Source organism: Rhizobium sp. NLR22b (genome assembly GCF_019685295.1).
GTDB lineage: Bacteria > Pseudomonadota > Alphaproteobacteria > Rhizobiales > Rhizobiaceae > Rhizobium.
In genome coordinates, this window is the sequence record NZ_JABDWM010000005.1 from 24,612 (window position 1) to 39,046 (window position 14,435).

The window sequence follows — 14,435 nt, forward strand, 5'->3', positions numbered from 1 at the left end:
CAGGTGAGGACTTCAGGCTCGCCGCGCTTCCGTGCCCTATACGCCTTCGGCTGTGCCGTACCATCCCCGGCAGGTCCGCCAGGTATCACTCGAAAGCGTTTGGATTGCTCGGCCATGGGTCAGGAGAACATGCCGGCCGGAGTGATCATCTCGACGGCGGCGATCTGCTCGTCCGAGAGCGGATTCCCGTTCAACCAGGAGCCGTTCATGACCACGAGATGATAATAGGGCTCCGTCGTGTCGCCGATGCGTGTGATCGGGCGATCGGGATAGAGCTCGTTGTAGCGCCGACGAGCGGCCTCAAGCGTGGCTGAGCGATCAGCCATTTGCCACCTCATCAATTATGGCCCGGAAGGCTCTCGCCGTTCTCGGGCCCATCTGATCAATCATATATGACCAAAGGGCGTGTTTTTCCAGCACATTCGCCATATAGGCGTTTGCGAAGGCTTCCGCGGTATGCCCTGCCGTCACCTGGCCGCCCCTGCCATCCTCGCGCAGCGACGGGAACCGGCTGTAATAGCCCTTGCTGTGCCCGTGTCCGCGCTCGAGGTCGCTGACGGCGCCAAGGAAGTCCATCATGTTGCCGAGCGCATAATTGTCGAGCCTCATCTCGTCGCTTGGCTGATAATTGGACTCCCGGTTTCGTCTCCGCAATTCCTCGACGATAACGTCCATTGCGTTTTCGAACTCGCCATCCTTCATCAGGCGCTCGAAATCGCCGGCCGCCTTCGCATCGTCGCCGACCATCGACAGGAGCTGCTTGCGAGCCTCATCCGGGAGCGCCTTCCCCTTCACGGATCCGGCAATCAGCGCCTGCCGGTCCTCGGAGATCGCTTGGGCCATCGCTGCTGAGCGGAGCGTGTCGACCTTGCGGCCGTCGAGGTCGATGGCGTGGCCGTATTCGTGGGCGAAGGTGCCCACCCACTTCAACCGATCGCGCGTCTGGGTCCAATCGGCCGGGATGAGCATCGCGTGATCGTCGAAGCGATAGAACCCGCCAGTCGCACTGTCGACCATCTTGACCGGCGTCGTCTTCTCGAACGCCTTGACGAACCGCGGATCGATGTCCTTGCCGAGCCGGTCGGTGTAGGATTTCTCGATGGCATTGCGCGGCGCGATCTGGCGCCGTTGTGGTGGTGGCGCCGGCGGCGGACCGTCGGATGATGAACCAGGCTCACCGAACGCCTTGCGCCATGCCGCGGCTTCCCGCCGCCTCAGCTCATCCAATGTGTATTCATGGCCGGCCCGGTCGATAAAACGATCGAGCGGCAGATCCCCGTTGCGAAACAGCTTCGCCTTCGCCACCCCCAGAATGTCGTCCTGGACGTCCTTCGGCTGCTTCCGCAGCCAGTCGGAATAGGTCATCGATGCCGGCACCTGCCCGTCCATCGAAGCGCGCGTGCCTTCCGGCGCTTCCTTCAGGTTGATGCCCATTTCTTTCCACGACTTCAGCACCGGTGCCGTCGACGACCGGCAGTTGACATGGGCTGGCGGCCGAGGTCCGGAATCCAGCGGGTAGACGTTGCCGTCACGCCCCCGGCAGACCGCGGTGGTGCGTGCGTCCAAGGTCGAGATCCATTGGACGCCCTTCACGAGGTCGCTGTTGGCCTTATATGTCTCGTTCCGCGCCACATTGGCCGTGTGGTTGATCGCGGTGCGGACGGTGGCCTCTGCTCCCCTACGAGAGATTTCGAGAATGCCGTCCTTGTATTGCTGCGCCCGCGTCCCTCGGATGTCGCGGATGATCTGATCCGTGGTTCGGCCTTCGATATAGCCCATGCGGATCGAGTCCCGAAGCCTGCGATAGGCGCCTGCCTCGAGGTCGGTGTACCAGTCCTTCAGCAACCGGCCATCGAAGGGCCTTGCCGTTACCGCGGCGTAGAGCTGCGCGCTCGTCGGCTTGATGAAGCTGATGTCGATCGGCACCACCTTGCGCATCAGATCAATCTGGAAGTCCCGCTCATAGCCGGAGAAGTCCTTCAGTTCGTCGCTCAGCGATGTCGTCGCCTTGCCATAGGCCTCGGCAATGATCGACCGTACCGAATCCAGGAGCAGTTCCAGCCGGCGCTGGGTGAAGCTCTCGTCGCCGACGCCGCGCTTGGCAATCTCAGTGACCAGCCGATCGTCGACCTTGTTCAGCAGCGAGACGACCTTCCGGACGACGGACGAGGAATAGCGAAGGATGCCGATCTGGTGACGAACAGAAGCGTCGAGAGCGGCTTCATTCGCCGTCGGCATTATCGTCCTCTTCGCGCTTCAGGCCGAGCGCTTCGCCATCCTGCTCGATGCGCTCCATCTCGTCGTCGGGCTCGATCTCCATCAGCACGCCGCGGCGCATTAGCTCCCTGAGGAAGGTCTCGCGGCTAATCTGGCCGGCATTGACCGCAGCCAGCAGCGTCTGCAGGTCGGCCGCATCCCGCAGCGTGATCCCGAAATCGGTGTTGACCGTCAGCGAGCCGCCGGCATCCGTGCCCATGCCCGCATACTGGGCCATGTAGCCGAACGCCTGCTCGAGCGCGTCCTTGAGGTTGTCCGCCATCATCGCCAGCGGCGAATTGATCTTGCCCTGGTCGATCACCGCGCCGGTTGCCGACTGGCCGCCAGGCTTCGGGATCAGCAGTTCGAGCCCGAGCGTCTGCATCTGGAACTCGAGGTCCTTCAGATCGTCCCGGCCGGCGCTGATGGAGGATCCGGTGTGCTCGACATATTTCATGTCGGCGTTTTCGTTGCTGCTTCGGGTGAAGCTGTTGGCGCCGACAACGAGCGTGTCTGCTTCGTCGAACCCCTTGGCAAACAGCATCGGCACGCGGGCCACATGCAGGATGTTGCGCTGGTCGCTTGATGACTGCCAGTGCGCCTCATTGGTGAAGGCGAGATCGGCGAGCGGCGGCTCGCCCATCATGTAATCGGTGCGGTTCGCATAGACTGGGACGAGCGGGATGTCCTTAAGGCTGATGGAGCCTGAAGCGACCTGCACCCACTCGACCTTGTTCCGCTTGCCCTTCTGCTCGCGATAGACGCGGAAGGTGACGACGCCCAGGTCGGTGCGATCAAAGACGCGGATCTGCGGGATGCAGACCTCGGCGAACTCGTCTTCCGGGTTATCCTCGGTTGCCGTCTCCAAGATGCGGACCTGGGTCAGCACCTGCCGGCCTTCGATCAGCTTCGACTTGAAGCCGAGAATCTTGCAGGCCTCGATATGGACGAGGTACGGCCGCCGGCCGCTGGCAATGTCATCGGCGCGGGTCGCTTCAGGGTTCGCCGGCGGCATCTCGACGAGGATGTAAGAGATCCCGTCGACCATGCCCCCCTCGAAGATGGCATAGGCGAAGTTGTTGAGCCCCTGCCCTGTCAGGTCGATGTTCTCGGCGTATTCCTGCAACTGCGCGGGCACGTCTTTGCCCATCTGGACGGGCTTGGTGAACACCTTGCCGGCCATATCCTTCACGGTTTTCTTGAAGCCGTTGAAGAGGAAGGTGCGCGACAGGCGGTTCTTGTAAGCCGCTTCATCCTCGGCCGGCTCCTGCGGCAGATAGACCTTGCCAGCCTTCCGCATCGCAGCCGTGCCACCCATCAGCGTGCGCGGCAATGCGCGCTTCTGCTCGGCGTCGGCGACAGCAGCGGCAGGCGTGGCGATGTTGCTCATATCCTAAGCTGCTCCGATGTCGTGGTGTGCTTGCGGGGCGGGTCTACGTTCGTCAGCATCAGAGCGTCGGCATAGTCAGGGCTGTTGATGCCCCGGCGCTTCAGCTCATCCTTCCTCTCGATCACGATCTTGCCGCGCTCGTTCCTACCCCACTTGACGAGGGAGAGCTCGAGGCAGAGCTGGTCACTGTCCTTGTCGCCGGAAGGCAGCGCCATGAGATCCGTCAGCGGATGCTCGCGACCGCCCTTGCCTTCGAGCCAGAGGACATGCTCATGCGTGCGCTGCAGCGTCGTGCGGGAAAGCCACCAGACTTCGGCCTTGAGGTTGCCGAACATCTCTTCCGAGGTTCGCCCATCCGGCCATTTGCGATCCGTTGGCGGCAGGCCAGTGTTAACCGGGACGACCTTCAAGCCCGCCTTTGGGTTCTTCATCAACGTCGACGAGACGCCGGCACCAACGCCTGGCGCATCGAAGTTCAGCGTCGACGCTCCGGTTTCGCTGGCCACGTCCAGCATCCAGTGTGCAGTTTCGGTCGTGTCCGGTTCACCGCGGCTCCTCGGCGGCTTCACGATCGGGCCGAAGCGAGGGATGACCACCGACTTCGCCTTGCCGGCGCCGACGTCACCGCCCAGCACGCCAACCGCGGAGGCTTTCAGGCGAGGCTCAAGAGCCTTCAGCCGCTTGGCGCTCTCCACCCAAAGGGCCGGAATGCAAATGCCCTCCACCGAGGCGCTGTAGTCGATGTCGTACTCGCTCGCCCATGTTGTCGGGTCGGAGAAGCTGGCCTGCTTGTTGGCTGCCCATTCCTCGGTCTTGCGAGGATCGTCACGCCAGTGCAGGCGCATGATCTGATGCGGCTTCAGCACCGAGTGGCGCTTGCGGGCAAACAGGTTGCCCATGCCATTGACCGACGAGACCCAGATGACGCAATCGGTATTACCGGACAGCGCCTTCTCGACCGTCTCCGCATTCGGAACGAAGGCCGCCTCGTCGAGGACGTACATCGACGATCGGCCGCCGCGGCCCATGTCCTCGCCGCCTTCACCCGAGATGACCCCGCCGGTCTCCGGGTTGACGATGCGCATGTAGTTGTCGTGCTGCGACCAGTTGAAGCCTTCCGGCATCATCTCCGGCGGCAAGCGCCGCATCATAATCCGGAGCTTCGCGAAGATGCTGTCCGGGTTGTCCTTCTTGTCGACGTAATCGACCTTGCGAGAGCCGAACGTCGCCTTGAAGCCTGGCGAGAACAGCCACTGATGCAGGGCAAGGCCCGCCGTGAGATAGGTCGCTCCGGTATCGCGGCTCTTCTCGATCAGCCCCTCTTCCGAGGCTTCGATGCGATCCTTGAGCCACAGGACGACGTCGCGCTGCTTCGGCCACAGCTTGAACTGGACATATGCGCCACCAGGCTTGCCGACGAGGCGCGGGTCGTATGTCCACACCCAGTTGTCGAACCAGTAGATGACGTCGGCGGCGCAGCGCTGTTTCTCGACTTCCCAGCCGCCCTTGCGCTGCTCGACGTCACGCCTCTGCCTCTGCTCCTTGATCGCCATCAACAATCCCGAGCTTTTGGAGAACGGGATAGGCTGTCTCGAGGAGTGCAAGCTCATCGTCGGTCAATGCATCCAGTTGCTTGGCGGTGATGGTGACGATCTGCACTGTTCCGGACAGTTTGCGATGCTCGACACCGAGGCCGAAGAGCTTTGCCTTGCCCATGGTGGCGCTGACAGCGGCCGATGACTGCTTCTCGGTGATAGCGATCGCCCTCGCCTCCTCAAGCTCTGCGGCGAGGCTGTCGACGGTGATCTCGACCTTCTTGACGGCCTTTGCCTGCAATTCCTTGATGCGTGCGCAGACGTCATCATTTGTCATCAGACGCGCGGCGTTCTGCCTGTGAGGCTTGAACCCGGCCGCCTCGTAAGCTTCCGTCGCGCTATTGCCCTTAGCGACGGACTGAGCGAACGTCTCATGACGGGCATTCTTGAGGACGGGCATGGATCAGAACTTGACCCCGGCCGACTTCAGCACGGACTCGGCGGTCTTGATGACCTTTGCCCACTGCTTCTCGGTCGAGGGCTTCGTCTTCGTGGCAGCGTTGAGCCGGCGCTTGGCCTCTGCGGCTGTGGTCTTCGCCATCAGCATGTCCCTTCGACAATCCGATATCCGGTGAGCTTGAGCTTTCCGTCCGAGCCCATAACCCAGAAGTTGATCCGGATCGGCTCGCGGCATTTCGGCGGCGCTGGGATATGCTTCTCGGCAGTCGGTACCGGTCCTTCCGGTCTCACCTGTTCCTGCTTGGCGTGAGCCATGGAAAGGAACGACATGAAGACAAGCGCTCCGAGGGCGAGGATGATGAGGATTGCCAGCGCGCGGATCATGGCAGATCTCCCGTGGAGAAGTCGAACAATGTGCACAGGTGGCGGATAACTGCGAATTTTCACCCGCGCAGATAGAAAGCAGTATTTCCAGACTCATCAGCATGTGGCCTGCTGCCGATGCAAAGCAGAAAGGAAATGCGATGGATATTACCCCTGAGAATATTGCAGCTGGCGCGAGCGCCGCGTCCGCATCCTTTAAGGCGATCCGGCAACTCCTGGGCGTCTTCAAAGATGCAAAGGACATGCTGCCTGCAGACAAACAAGCTGTTGCGTCTTTGGCCATCGAAAATTCGGAAAAGCAATTGGCTATAGCCGAGGCGGAACTGGCAAAGTCACTTGGATACCAGCTATGTCATTGCGAGTTCCCTCCAACCATCATGCTGTCGGTTGGCTATGCAGATCCGTCGCGAGTTTCAAAGGGTGGTCCTGTCTTTGAATGCTCCAAATGCGGATATGATACAGCAGCGCCTTGGGCCTTCACCCGTACGAAACCGCCGTTAACGAAGTAATCTAGTTTCACATGCCAGAGGTTCTAGAATGGAAGAAATCGAAATAGCTGGGCAGCTCATGTTACCGTTTGGCGGCGGCGTCGTGATGATGGACTACGTGATCTGGCAAAATCGGTGCTGGCTAGTGCCGATATGGCTCGAACCCATAGCCGGCGGTCAAATCCGCCCACTTCGCTTAATTGCTCCAAGGATGGCGTCCGGCTACGCGGCTCCTCCTGGTCCGGAACTACTGCAGATGTTTCAGCAGATGCCTCTACCTGAATCCGTCTACCAGCAGGGGCACATACCCGCCGAATTCGCAAACCTGGTTGTGGTCGTAGAAAACCCACAGGTCTTCCGGACGACCGCATAAAATACAGCGCCCGCCAGAGATCGCGCCCAGGCGACTGATAGGTGGCGCAGCCGAGGTTGCGGAGGGAGGATTCCAACCTCCGGCCTCCAGCTTATGAGGCTGGCGGGCTACCGGGCTGCTCTACTCCGACGGGTGGAACTTGGAACATTCCTCAGGCTTTGCAGTTCGAATTGCCACGAACCCGGAGGAATCCATGGCAGACGACAAGAAGAACATTGGACGCGATCGCAGTCGCGTTGCCGCGGGGCAGGCCTACGAACTCAACTACTTCAAACGTAAGCATGGCCTCACTGAGGACCAGGCCCGCAAGATCATTAAAGAAGCAGGCAATTCGCGAGAGAAGGCGAACGCGCTGGCCGAGAAATCGAAGGCCTGACTGGAAAGCGCGTCGGCTTCCCCTCCTAATGGTTGCAGGCTCCGGAGTTGAACCGGATATTTCGCGGTTATGAGCCGCGTGGCTTACCGTTTGCCCTGCCTGCGTTATTGGCTCCAACGGCCCCGATTGACTATCGTATCGTTGGCTTGTGGGCGCCCCGAGAGGGGATATGCTATACCCGCGTATAGCAAATTCATGCGGCCGTGCGCTTGCGCCTCTCGGCGTCTCGCTGCTTGCGCCGCTCATTCTGCTTATCGGCCCAGTCGAAGACCATCAGCCGCTGATCGAAATCGCAGACCATTTTCGGTTTCGCATCATCAGCTCGCCAGTGCGTCACGCCTTCTGCGATGTTGGCATGTTTATCGCTCATTTCGCCTATGTCAGGCAACATGGCGTTGACATCGATTTCGTTATGCTGCAACGGCTTGCGGGACATTGCTAACAAAATACGTAAGATTGCCCGCTCTTTTCTGCGCCGGCCGGTTTCGACATGGAAGCCCTGCTCGGCACACCAGTCTTTGAAGGATTGGCGCCTTGCCATGCACCATGCCCATGCAGTGAGGCATTGGCGCTCGTGTTCTTTGTCGATGTAGAAGAGCCATTGCTGCGTTTCCTCGGCTTCGCTGATCTCACGGGCAGATGGCGTGCGCATTGTAGACCAGAAGTCCTTGCGCTCCTCTGCAAGCCGCTCGGCACCCCACCCGTTCTTGTCGCCTTGGGTATATTGGTATTCTATCCACACAGCCCGACGCGCCACCTTCGGCCCGACAGATGCGAATGAACGCATACTGATTTCCACCGCACGGATGAAGCGTTCACCGATTTCGCGTCCTGTGATCATGCTGCTCCTCGTCTATCGTCCAGAAGATCGGGTTGGACCGCCATGGCTCCGAACTGCCGGCGCATCCTCTCGTATAACATCCCCACCAGCGCGTGTCGTTTGGAGACAATTCCGTCGAGGTCGAAGGCCCAGTATTGAAGATAGCCCAGCGGGATAGCGTCGAAGAACGAGAACCAGGCTGACACGTTGTTCTCGACGAGATCGGGATAGTTCTTGGCCGCCGCCCGAACCATGTCGCTGACCACCCACAGGGAGGTCTCGTCGATAAAAGCTTTGTTGTTGGCGGTCTCTGCCAGCGTCATGACCACGAAACGCGCGTGTGCGTCTCCATGGCGCTTTCTGATGCGGTCGAGGGTGGCGATCGCTCGCGTCTGGCCGACCGACGGCATCACATGCGCCGGCACGACCGCTATGCCGTATTCGGCGAAGATCGCCAGCGCTTCGGGATGGTCTTGCGGGTCCGTCACGCAGCCCTCCAGACGATCGCTTTCTGGTCGGCTTGGATGCGATGAGGGCCGCGCGCCATCGGATGCTTAGGGGCCCCGCTGCTCGTCCTCCCCCAGCACCACAAATCCGGATAGGGCGCTTCGCCTGACTGGATCTCCTCGACGACGTGGTTGATCCAGTCCATATCCCAGGCAATTGCTCCCCAGCAGACGAAGACCTGAGCCGCGGCTTTAGCTTTCGCGACAACATGAGGGAGGTTGACGAAGTGCAGATCGTCTCGAACATCCCAGGCGCCGCCCTCGATGGTAGAGACGATGCGCCGGCATTCGGCGGGGCTGGATGAGCAGAATGGATAGAGGTTGACGGCGTCGTACCCGCCGAAGCCGTTCGTATGGAACCACTTGTTCCACCAGATCGAGGTCTGGTCGTCTTTCTTGGCGTCGGCGGTAGAAGGGTTGCAGCCGATCACGCATGCTCGAGGACCGCCACCCCACCACCGGCTCAGCGTCAGGCGGTTCTTGCCTTGGAACTCCGCATCGTAGGTCGGCGGGTTGCCGAAGAGATCGATCATTGCAGCCCCTACTCGATAATCTTGCCACGGAACGCCAGCGCGACCATGTGCGCTATGGTCATCGCATCGAACTTCCGCTTGGCGCTCAGGATGTGGCTGCGGATGGTGTGTTCGGATAGTGCGAGGATCGTGGACATCTCCCAGCCGGTCTTTCCGGCGGCAACCAGTTTCAGGATTTCCTTTTCCCGAGGGGTGATGCGGACAGTCTCGACAGATGTCATTGGATTTCCTCCCCTGTTGCAATCTGCAGGATGATCGGCGCCGGTCCGTCAATGGTAGGCACGCGCGGCATCGTCACTGATGCGCCCGACGTCGTGATCCTTGTCACACGATCGGGATAATGGGTCGGCTTGGTTGGGGTATATGGGCCCCGCCGCCGCGGTCCTTGTCTGGCCGGAAACCGGTCGCGGTGCCGAAACGCCATGTTGATGACCGTGTTCTTCTTCGACCCGACGATGTCGGCAATGGCTCTTGCCGACAGCCCCTCACTCCAAAGCTTCTCTGCTTTGGCGATGCGCTCCTCGGTCCAGAATACGTCTGTCACGGCAACAGCCCCCTCGCCTTCAGTTCCTCAACCCTGCGGACAGCCCATAGCGCCGTCGTATGATCGCGCCGAAACAACCTGCCAAGCTCTGGGTAACTAATCTCCGGCTTAACGATCATCTTCAATTCCCACATGATGAGCTGGCGGTGGTCGACGAGGGGGTGCGCCCGACGCGGGCCGCACAGATCCTTCATGGTGATGCCCAATTCCTTGCAGCGCCGCCGCATGTAGTCTTTGGTCGGGTGCATCTTGTACTTCATCCACGCTTTCACGTGGGCGTCTTGCTGCTTATCGCTCCATTGCCACATGGGCAGGCGCTGAGGCACAGGGAGCGGCTCCGGTTCCGACTGGGAAGAGACCAGAACTGGCTTAGTAGGGCGCATTGGCGGGTTCATCAGGCGGTTTCTGACGGCTGCTGCGTTACGGCAGTAGGCGTCTGCGTCGAAGGGTTGAGGGAGAGGAGCATTCATAGGCCACACCCTCCCTCGCAAACCATGAGCATGTTCCCCTGCCCGCGCTCTTCGGCGGTAGAGAGGTCGGCTTGATCTAACGGCCTCAAGCTGGGATGAAGAAAACCACCGACGCGGAGCTGCCCGTGAGCCCTTACTGCGTTGTCGATATCGACCGCCTTCTGCCAATTGTGAGGCTCGTTCTCCTGCATCCAGCGCCACTCGGTGTTCGTGCGGAACGGGCAAAAGACGCATTTGCTTCGCTGGGGAACCGGGTAATCGTGGCGCTCAAGCCATGAGATGCAGTCGCGCATCGACAGGCGCTTTTCGAGCAGAGGAAACCGATGCACGACCCATGGGGAGAATGCTGCTCCGGCCCTGACAACCTCGTCGGTGGAATAACCGATCCAGATTTCGGCAGACGCTGGTGGGATGCGCTGACGAGGCTGATAACCGAGACGCCGGCGAACCTCAGCTTCGATTACCTCGACCTTGAATTCGCGGGTGCATTGGCGCCTAGCTTGGCCCCTGCTCGTGTAGAAGGGGACCGACACGCCTCGCCCAGTTCCTTCGGCACGTCGTTTCAGGTCTTCCGAAAGGAGCCTATCTTTGCCGACCTTCACGATCGGGAATGGCAACACGTTTGGCGAACGGAGGAAGGAGAGAGTTGCTTCCGTGGCGTCCAATTCCTCCATGTCCGCGACTATTGCCAAGTCTGGCATCGGGTCGAGTTCACCATGAGCGGCCATCAGCGCCAGTGTGGTCGACTGGATGCCGGCGCCAAGCGACAGCACCCGCAGCTTTGCGCCTTCTACCGGGCCCCAGGACCAGCCCCCGCGGCGGATGCGGGCCCGCTTCTGCTTTGGTGCTTCGAGCTTGAAAATTTCGGTCATGCCCTCTGCCCTCCCACCCGTTCACCCTCTTTGCGCTGAAACAGCCGATCGGCCGCGGAACGGCGGGCTTCCCTAATCGAAGAGCCGGCGATCTCGCGCGACGCAACTAGGTGGCCGTTGAAATATGCAAGGACGTGATGCAGAGCCGCCTTCGTGGTGGAGAGCTCGTCTTGAAATACGAGAGGCGATCCGCCCTCGCCCAGGATCGGCTTGGCTTTGGCGTCGCGAGCAAAGCGCGTCATAGCCCACCAGCCGCCGCCACGAGGAGTAGCAAATCCAGCGAACTCGTTCATGCTACACCCCTCCAGGATGAGGCAATGTTCACGATGTTTGATTGACGAGTCTGAAATCGAGAGGACTGACATTGAGCTGGGGATTCGAGCGCGGCAGCGCCTACAATCGTAGGCGGGATATTCACTCCATCTTCGGGGGCCAATGGCAGAGCGGCATCATCACACCTGCCAGACACCCGGTAATATTTATTATCAGCGGCAAGCGTGGGTTGGAGTTCGGCTACAACGACCGACAGCACGCCGACGGAATGATCGAGTATTTTGGCGAAGGACAAAATGGCGACATGAAACTCACCGGAGGAAACCGTGCTATTGCGAGCCATGTCGCCGAAGGAAAGTCGCTGCTCTTCTTTGAGAAACAGTACCCCGAGCGTCATGTCGTCTTCAGAGACGAGATGGTCTGTCAAGGATGGCACACAGAACCATCGATCGGAAAAGACGGACGAGAGCGCCAAGCGATAGTCTTCGAACTGCGACCGCTCGAAACAATCACTCGTGTCGTTGATGCTGAACCGGAGAGCAACGGCATCGATTTCGCACTCCTCCGGGAACGAGCATTCGCCGCCTCGAGCCCTTCGGTTGGGACGCGAACGTCTCCGAGAACCGTATTTCAAAGAGCCGCTGATGTGCGAAACTACGTACTCGCTCGTTCGAATGGCAAATGCGAGGGATGCGAGCTCGACGCACCATTTGCCCGAGCAAATGGCTCGCCATACTTGGAACCGCACCACATTCGTCGTGTCTCTGATGGAGGCCCTGACGACCCGCGGTTCGTGATCGCCCTTTGCCCGAATTGTCATCGAAGGATTCACTATGGGGCAGACGGCATCACCTTGAATGCGACTCTCAATGAAAAGATGAAGAAAATTGAAACTGGTCGGCCGGTGCGTCGCTGAAGTAATTGCAAGGGTAAGGCTATGTCTTTCGTCCCAGATCACATCATGCGTTGGCTCGGACCCGCCGTTGTCTTCGCACTTGGAGGTGTTGCCATCTTCGGCAATCCCATCACACAGCATTCGCTTTGTGACCAAACTCAGAACTGCATAGTCACATGGGTCAGCGCTCTCAGCGGGTGGGCCGCCGCCGCAGCAGCCGGAGTGACTATAAGGAGCCTTTATCGTCAGGCCGATGCGGCTCAGAAGCAGACCGATTTTCAGCTCGGCGACTCTCCACCAACAATCGACGTTCTGCCGAATCTTGGTGACGGCGAAGAGCTGGTCGTCAGAATTGTAAACTGGAACCGGAGGACGATTCTCCTCCATTCGTTGACAATTGACCCTGTCGAACTGCGGTTTGTCGTCTGGAAGATCAAGATTAATGGCAACGTCGTTCCCGGTCCAGACGGGTCGGTCTTCGATCCTCCACGCGTGATCGAGGGATGGGAAGACCGTCAGAAACGACCTAATTATATCCAGCTCAGTGTGATAGCTATGACACCCAATCACGTTGTCGTAGACCATCGTCAAAATCATGTTGGCGTGGTCGCAGAAATATCCGTTCTGGGTCCTGTTCATCAACGGCAACTCCTTGCAGCAAAGTACACAGGGCGCCTTCCTGGCTAACGACATCATAGTGGCAACTCCCTCTCGCGTTCTGGCCGCATTGAGACGTAGCGGGTGAAGCGGGCCTCGAATTTCACCTTCTCGACGATCGAGGGATCTCCGAAGCGAACCTTGATCGTGGCGAGTTCGGCGATGCCTTCGATATCCGATCCGAAGACGCTGTTGATCGCTGTCCAATCTGAAGGCTTCGAAGCGATCTTCTCCCGCTCCTTCTTGTATTTCTCAGGCCGGTAGAGGGTGAGCACGGCGTCGTAATCCGCACGCGCCCCCTCACCTCCGTACAAGTCGGCTGAGATCGGCCGTGGATTGTCGCGACGGGTTCCGAAGCTGTTGCGCTGGTTCAGGATGAGGATCGAGCTCTGCGTCTCGTCTGCGAGCGCCTTTAGCTCGACAGTGACCTCGCCGGAAATGCGATCTGGCGATAGCTTCGGATCGCGCGGCTTCACTTTCCCGATATGGTCGATCACCACGAATGGTGTCTTGCCGTTGGCCTTCTGCTTGATGAAGCGGCGGGCGTAGGCGACGAGCTGTGTCACCCCTTCCCGCTGACAGCGGATGATCTGGAGTGGCTGCCGGTCGATCCATGTCGCGAAGGAGACGCACTGGTCTTGCTCCTTCTGGCTCATGAGGCGGCTGGGCTCGCGCTGCTGGCGAACGTCAATGCCGTGAACCTGGGCGATCATCTGGCGCACGCATTGGGCCGATGACTGGTCATAGGAGAGGAAGAGGACGGGGTGACCTTCGCTCACCGCGTGGTAGATGAGCTGCATCGTGAGGGACGATTTGCCCTCACCCGATGAAGACAGCAGCCCATAGAGGTTTCCGGCCTCAAACACCGGCTCAGACAGAACCATCGCGATCTCCGGAAGTGCGATGGGGACCCCGATCACACCATCGCGTCGGGCCGACGCTTGGAAGGCGGTGAGGTAGGATGATCCAGGGGAGGATATCGCCGTCGTTTCGGCGAACCGAGCCCGAAGCTCCTTCAACCGGCTTTCCAGCTGCTCGAGCTCGTCGCCGATCGTCAGAAGCCCGAGGCCTTCGCTGGCCACCGCGGCCATGTATTGCGCCTCCTGGGCGATCCTTCGGGCGATAACGCTGCCCTTAACGATCTCCGCCGCCTGATCGACGTCAACGGGGCGCAGCGGCGCACCGATGGTCGAGAGGCGTGTCAGATACTGCGCTGGCGAAACATTGAGCCCTTGGACGTCCTTGGGAACGTATGGCTTCAGGGACACCGGGTTGACGTGCTGGTGGGCGGCGCGGAGGTCCGATGCCGCCTTGAAGATGATCTGATGCAGCCCAATCGACAGGTCATTAGCCTCGAGGCCGCAGTTGTCGAAGGATTCCGGCAGGAACATTGCCGAGGCAATAAGCGTCTGCTCTGCCTCGAGAACATCGTCTTCGGTGACGCGATCCATGAAGTCGCGGGAATGGGCGTTCATACAGCAGCTCCAGAGACTGGCAACAAATGCCCTGTCAGGCACCGACGGCTCTTGAAACAAAAAAGTCGAGAAAATAGATTTTCGGCTGGCGCTGGATTCCCGCGCCATCCTTGTTGATCACCAACGTTT

Annotated in this window: 21 protein-coding genes and 2 tRNA genes; 5 read left to right on the forward strand and 18 right to left on the reverse strand. The window is 59.9% G+C overall.

Going from position 1 to position 14,435, the window contains the following annotated elements; genetic code table 11:
* Window positions 1–119: 119 nt before the first annotated feature.
* From HJC00_RS09915 to HJC00_RS09945, 7 genes are read right to left on the reverse strand one after another with little or no spacing between them, the layout of a single operon-like run.
* Complete coding sequence (locus HJC00_RS09915; protein WP_221163933.1) at window positions 120–326, reverse strand: hypothetical protein; 207 nt, start codon at window positions 324–326, stop codon at window positions 120–122.
* Window positions 319–2,238, reverse strand: a complete 1,920-nt coding sequence (locus HJC00_RS09920) for a minor capsid protein (RefSeq protein WP_221163934.1) — start codon at window positions 2,236–2,238, stop codon at window positions 319–321. The genes HJC00_RS09915 and HJC00_RS09920 overlap by 8 nt, the downstream gene beginning before the upstream one ends.
* A complete protein-coding gene (locus HJC00_RS09925; RefSeq protein ID WP_221163935.1) occupies window positions 2,222–3,646 on the reverse strand; it encodes a DUF4055 domain-containing protein in 1,425 nt (474 codons plus the stop codon). Before HJC00_RS09925 ends, HJC00_RS09920 begins: the two co-directional genes overlap by 17 nt.
* Window positions 3,643–5,199, reverse strand: a complete 1,557-nt coding sequence (locus HJC00_RS09930) for a hypothetical protein (protein ID WP_221163936.1) — start codon at window positions 5,197–5,199, stop codon at window positions 3,643–3,645. Before HJC00_RS09930 ends, HJC00_RS09925 begins: the two co-directional genes overlap by 4 nt.
* The gene (locus tag HJC00_RS09935; RefSeq protein WP_221163937.1) at window positions 5,168–5,641 is read right to left on the reverse strand and encodes a terminase small subunit; all 474 of its coding nucleotides are present in this window, start codon (window positions 5,639–5,641) and stop codon (window positions 5,168–5,170) included. The genes HJC00_RS09930 and HJC00_RS09935 overlap by 32 nt, the downstream gene beginning before the upstream one ends.
* A 3-nt stretch (window positions 5,642–5,644) precedes the next feature.
* Window positions 5,645–5,782, reverse strand: a complete 138-nt coding sequence (locus HJC00_RS09940; RefSeq protein WP_221163938.1) for a hypothetical protein — start codon at window positions 5,780–5,782, stop codon at window positions 5,645–5,647.
* Window positions 5,782–6,024 carry a hypothetical protein gene (locus HJC00_RS09945; protein WP_221163939.1) on the reverse strand — a complete coding sequence of 81 codons (243 nt, stop codon included), beginning with the start codon at window positions 6,022–6,024 and terminating at the stop codon, window positions 5,782–5,784. The genes HJC00_RS09940 and HJC00_RS09945 overlap by 1 nt, the downstream gene beginning before the upstream one ends.
* On the opposite strand from HJC00_RS09945, the gene HJC00_RS09950 reads away from it, so the two are divergent.
* Window positions 6,006–6,533 carry a hypothetical protein gene (locus HJC00_RS09950; protein WP_221163940.1) on the forward strand — a complete coding sequence of 176 codons (528 nt, stop codon included), beginning with the start codon at window positions 6,006–6,008 and terminating at the stop codon, window positions 6,531–6,533. The two genes, HJC00_RS09945 and HJC00_RS09950, sit on opposite strands and share 19 nt — an antisense overlap.
* Window positions 6,534–6,561: 28 nt before the next feature.
* Window positions 6,562–6,885, forward strand: a complete 324-nt coding sequence (locus tag HJC00_RS09955) for a hypothetical protein (protein ID WP_221163941.1) — start codon at window positions 6,562–6,564, stop codon at window positions 6,883–6,885.
* Between the two features lie 56 nt (window positions 6,886–6,941).
* On the opposite strand, the gene HJC00_RS09960 is transcribed toward HJC00_RS09955, so the two are convergent.
* A tRNA-Met gene (locus HJC00_RS09960) sits at window positions 6,942–7,016 on the reverse strand.
* A gap of 62 nt (window positions 7,017–7,078) precedes the next feature.
* On the opposite strand from HJC00_RS09960, the gene HJC00_RS09965 reads away from it, so the two are divergent.
* A complete protein-coding gene (locus tag HJC00_RS09965; RefSeq protein ID WP_221163942.1) occupies window positions 7,079–7,261 on the forward strand; it encodes a DUF3606 domain-containing protein in 183 nt (60 codons plus the stop codon).
* A gap of 29 nt (window positions 7,262–7,290) precedes the next feature.
* On the opposite strand, the gene HJC00_RS09970 is transcribed toward HJC00_RS09965, so the two are convergent.
* The 9 genes from HJC00_RS09970 to HJC00_RS10010 all read right to left on the reverse strand — a co-directional run bounded on the left by HJC00_RS09970 (window position 7,291) and on the right by HJC00_RS10010 (window position 11,299).
* Window positions 7,291–7,365: transfer RNA gene (locus HJC00_RS09970), tRNA-Ile, on the reverse strand.
* Window positions 7,366–7,454: 89 nt separating this feature from the next.
* Entirely contained in the window at window positions 7,455–8,102 is a 648-nt protein-coding gene (locus HJC00_RS09975) for a DUF6362 family protein (RefSeq protein ID WP_221163943.1), read from the reverse strand.
* Window positions 8,099–8,569 carry a hypothetical protein gene (locus HJC00_RS09980; RefSeq protein ID WP_311044167.1) on the reverse strand — a complete coding sequence of 157 codons (471 nt, stop codon included), beginning with the start codon at window positions 8,567–8,569 and terminating at the stop codon, window positions 8,099–8,101. The genes HJC00_RS09975 and HJC00_RS09980 overlap by 4 nt, the downstream gene beginning before the upstream one ends.
* Complete coding sequence (locus HJC00_RS09985; protein ID WP_221163944.1) at window positions 8,566–9,120, reverse strand: DUF1643 domain-containing protein; 555 nt, start codon at window positions 9,118–9,120, stop codon at window positions 8,566–8,568. The genes HJC00_RS09980 and HJC00_RS09985 overlap by 4 nt, the downstream gene beginning before the upstream one ends.
* Window positions 9,121–9,128: 8 nt before the next feature.
* Window positions 9,129–9,341: a helix-turn-helix transcriptional regulator gene (locus tag HJC00_RS09990; RefSeq protein WP_221163945.1), complete on the reverse strand. Its 213-nt coding sequence runs from the start codon at window positions 9,339–9,341 to the stop codon at window positions 9,129–9,131.
* Window positions 9,338–9,664, reverse strand: a complete 327-nt coding sequence (locus tag HJC00_RS09995; RefSeq protein WP_221163946.1) for a GcrA family cell cycle regulator — start codon at window positions 9,662–9,664, stop codon at window positions 9,338–9,340. The genes HJC00_RS09990 and HJC00_RS09995 overlap by 4 nt, the downstream gene beginning before the upstream one ends.
* A complete protein-coding gene (locus HJC00_RS10000) occupies window positions 9,661–9,924 on the reverse strand; it encodes a helix-turn-helix domain-containing protein (protein ID WP_221163947.1) in 264 nt (87 codons plus the stop codon). Before HJC00_RS10000 ends, HJC00_RS09995 begins: the two co-directional genes overlap by 4 nt.
* Before the next feature lie 206 nt (window positions 9,925–10,130).
* Window positions 10,131–11,006 carry a hypothetical protein gene (locus HJC00_RS10005; protein WP_259672219.1) on the reverse strand — a complete coding sequence of 292 codons (876 nt, stop codon included), beginning with the start codon at window positions 11,004–11,006 and terminating at the stop codon, window positions 10,131–10,133.
* Window positions 11,003–11,299, reverse strand: a complete 297-nt coding sequence (locus HJC00_RS10010; protein WP_221163948.1) for a hypothetical protein — start codon at window positions 11,297–11,299, stop codon at window positions 11,003–11,005. The genes HJC00_RS10005 and HJC00_RS10010 overlap by 4 nt, the downstream gene beginning before the upstream one ends.
* Window positions 11,300–11,694: 395 nt before the next feature.
* Here HJC00_RS10010 and HJC00_RS32405 point away from each other — a divergent pair, with 395 nt between their 5' ends.
* Both HJC00_RS32405 and HJC00_RS10020 read left to right on the forward strand, forming a co-directional pair.
* Window positions 11,695–12,195 (forward strand): HNH endonuclease, encoded by a 501-nt coding sequence (locus HJC00_RS32405; protein WP_259672231.1) that lies wholly within the window; start codon window positions 11,695–11,697, stop codon window positions 12,193–12,195.
* Window positions 12,196–12,216: 21 nt separating this feature from the next.
* Window positions 12,217–12,861 carry a hypothetical protein gene (locus HJC00_RS10020; protein ID WP_221163950.1) on the forward strand — a complete coding sequence of 215 codons (645 nt, stop codon included), beginning with the start codon at window positions 12,217–12,219 and terminating at the stop codon, window positions 12,859–12,861.
* A 5-nt stretch (window positions 12,862–12,866) separates the two neighbouring features.
* Here HJC00_RS10020 and HJC00_RS10025 read toward each other — a convergent pair whose 3' ends face one another.
* Window positions 12,867–14,306: a DnaB-like helicase C-terminal domain-containing protein gene (locus tag HJC00_RS10025; protein ID WP_221163951.1), complete on the reverse strand. Its 1,440-nt coding sequence runs from the start codon at window positions 14,304–14,306 to the stop codon at window positions 12,867–12,869.
* Between the last annotated feature and the right edge of the window lie 129 nt (window positions 14,307–14,435).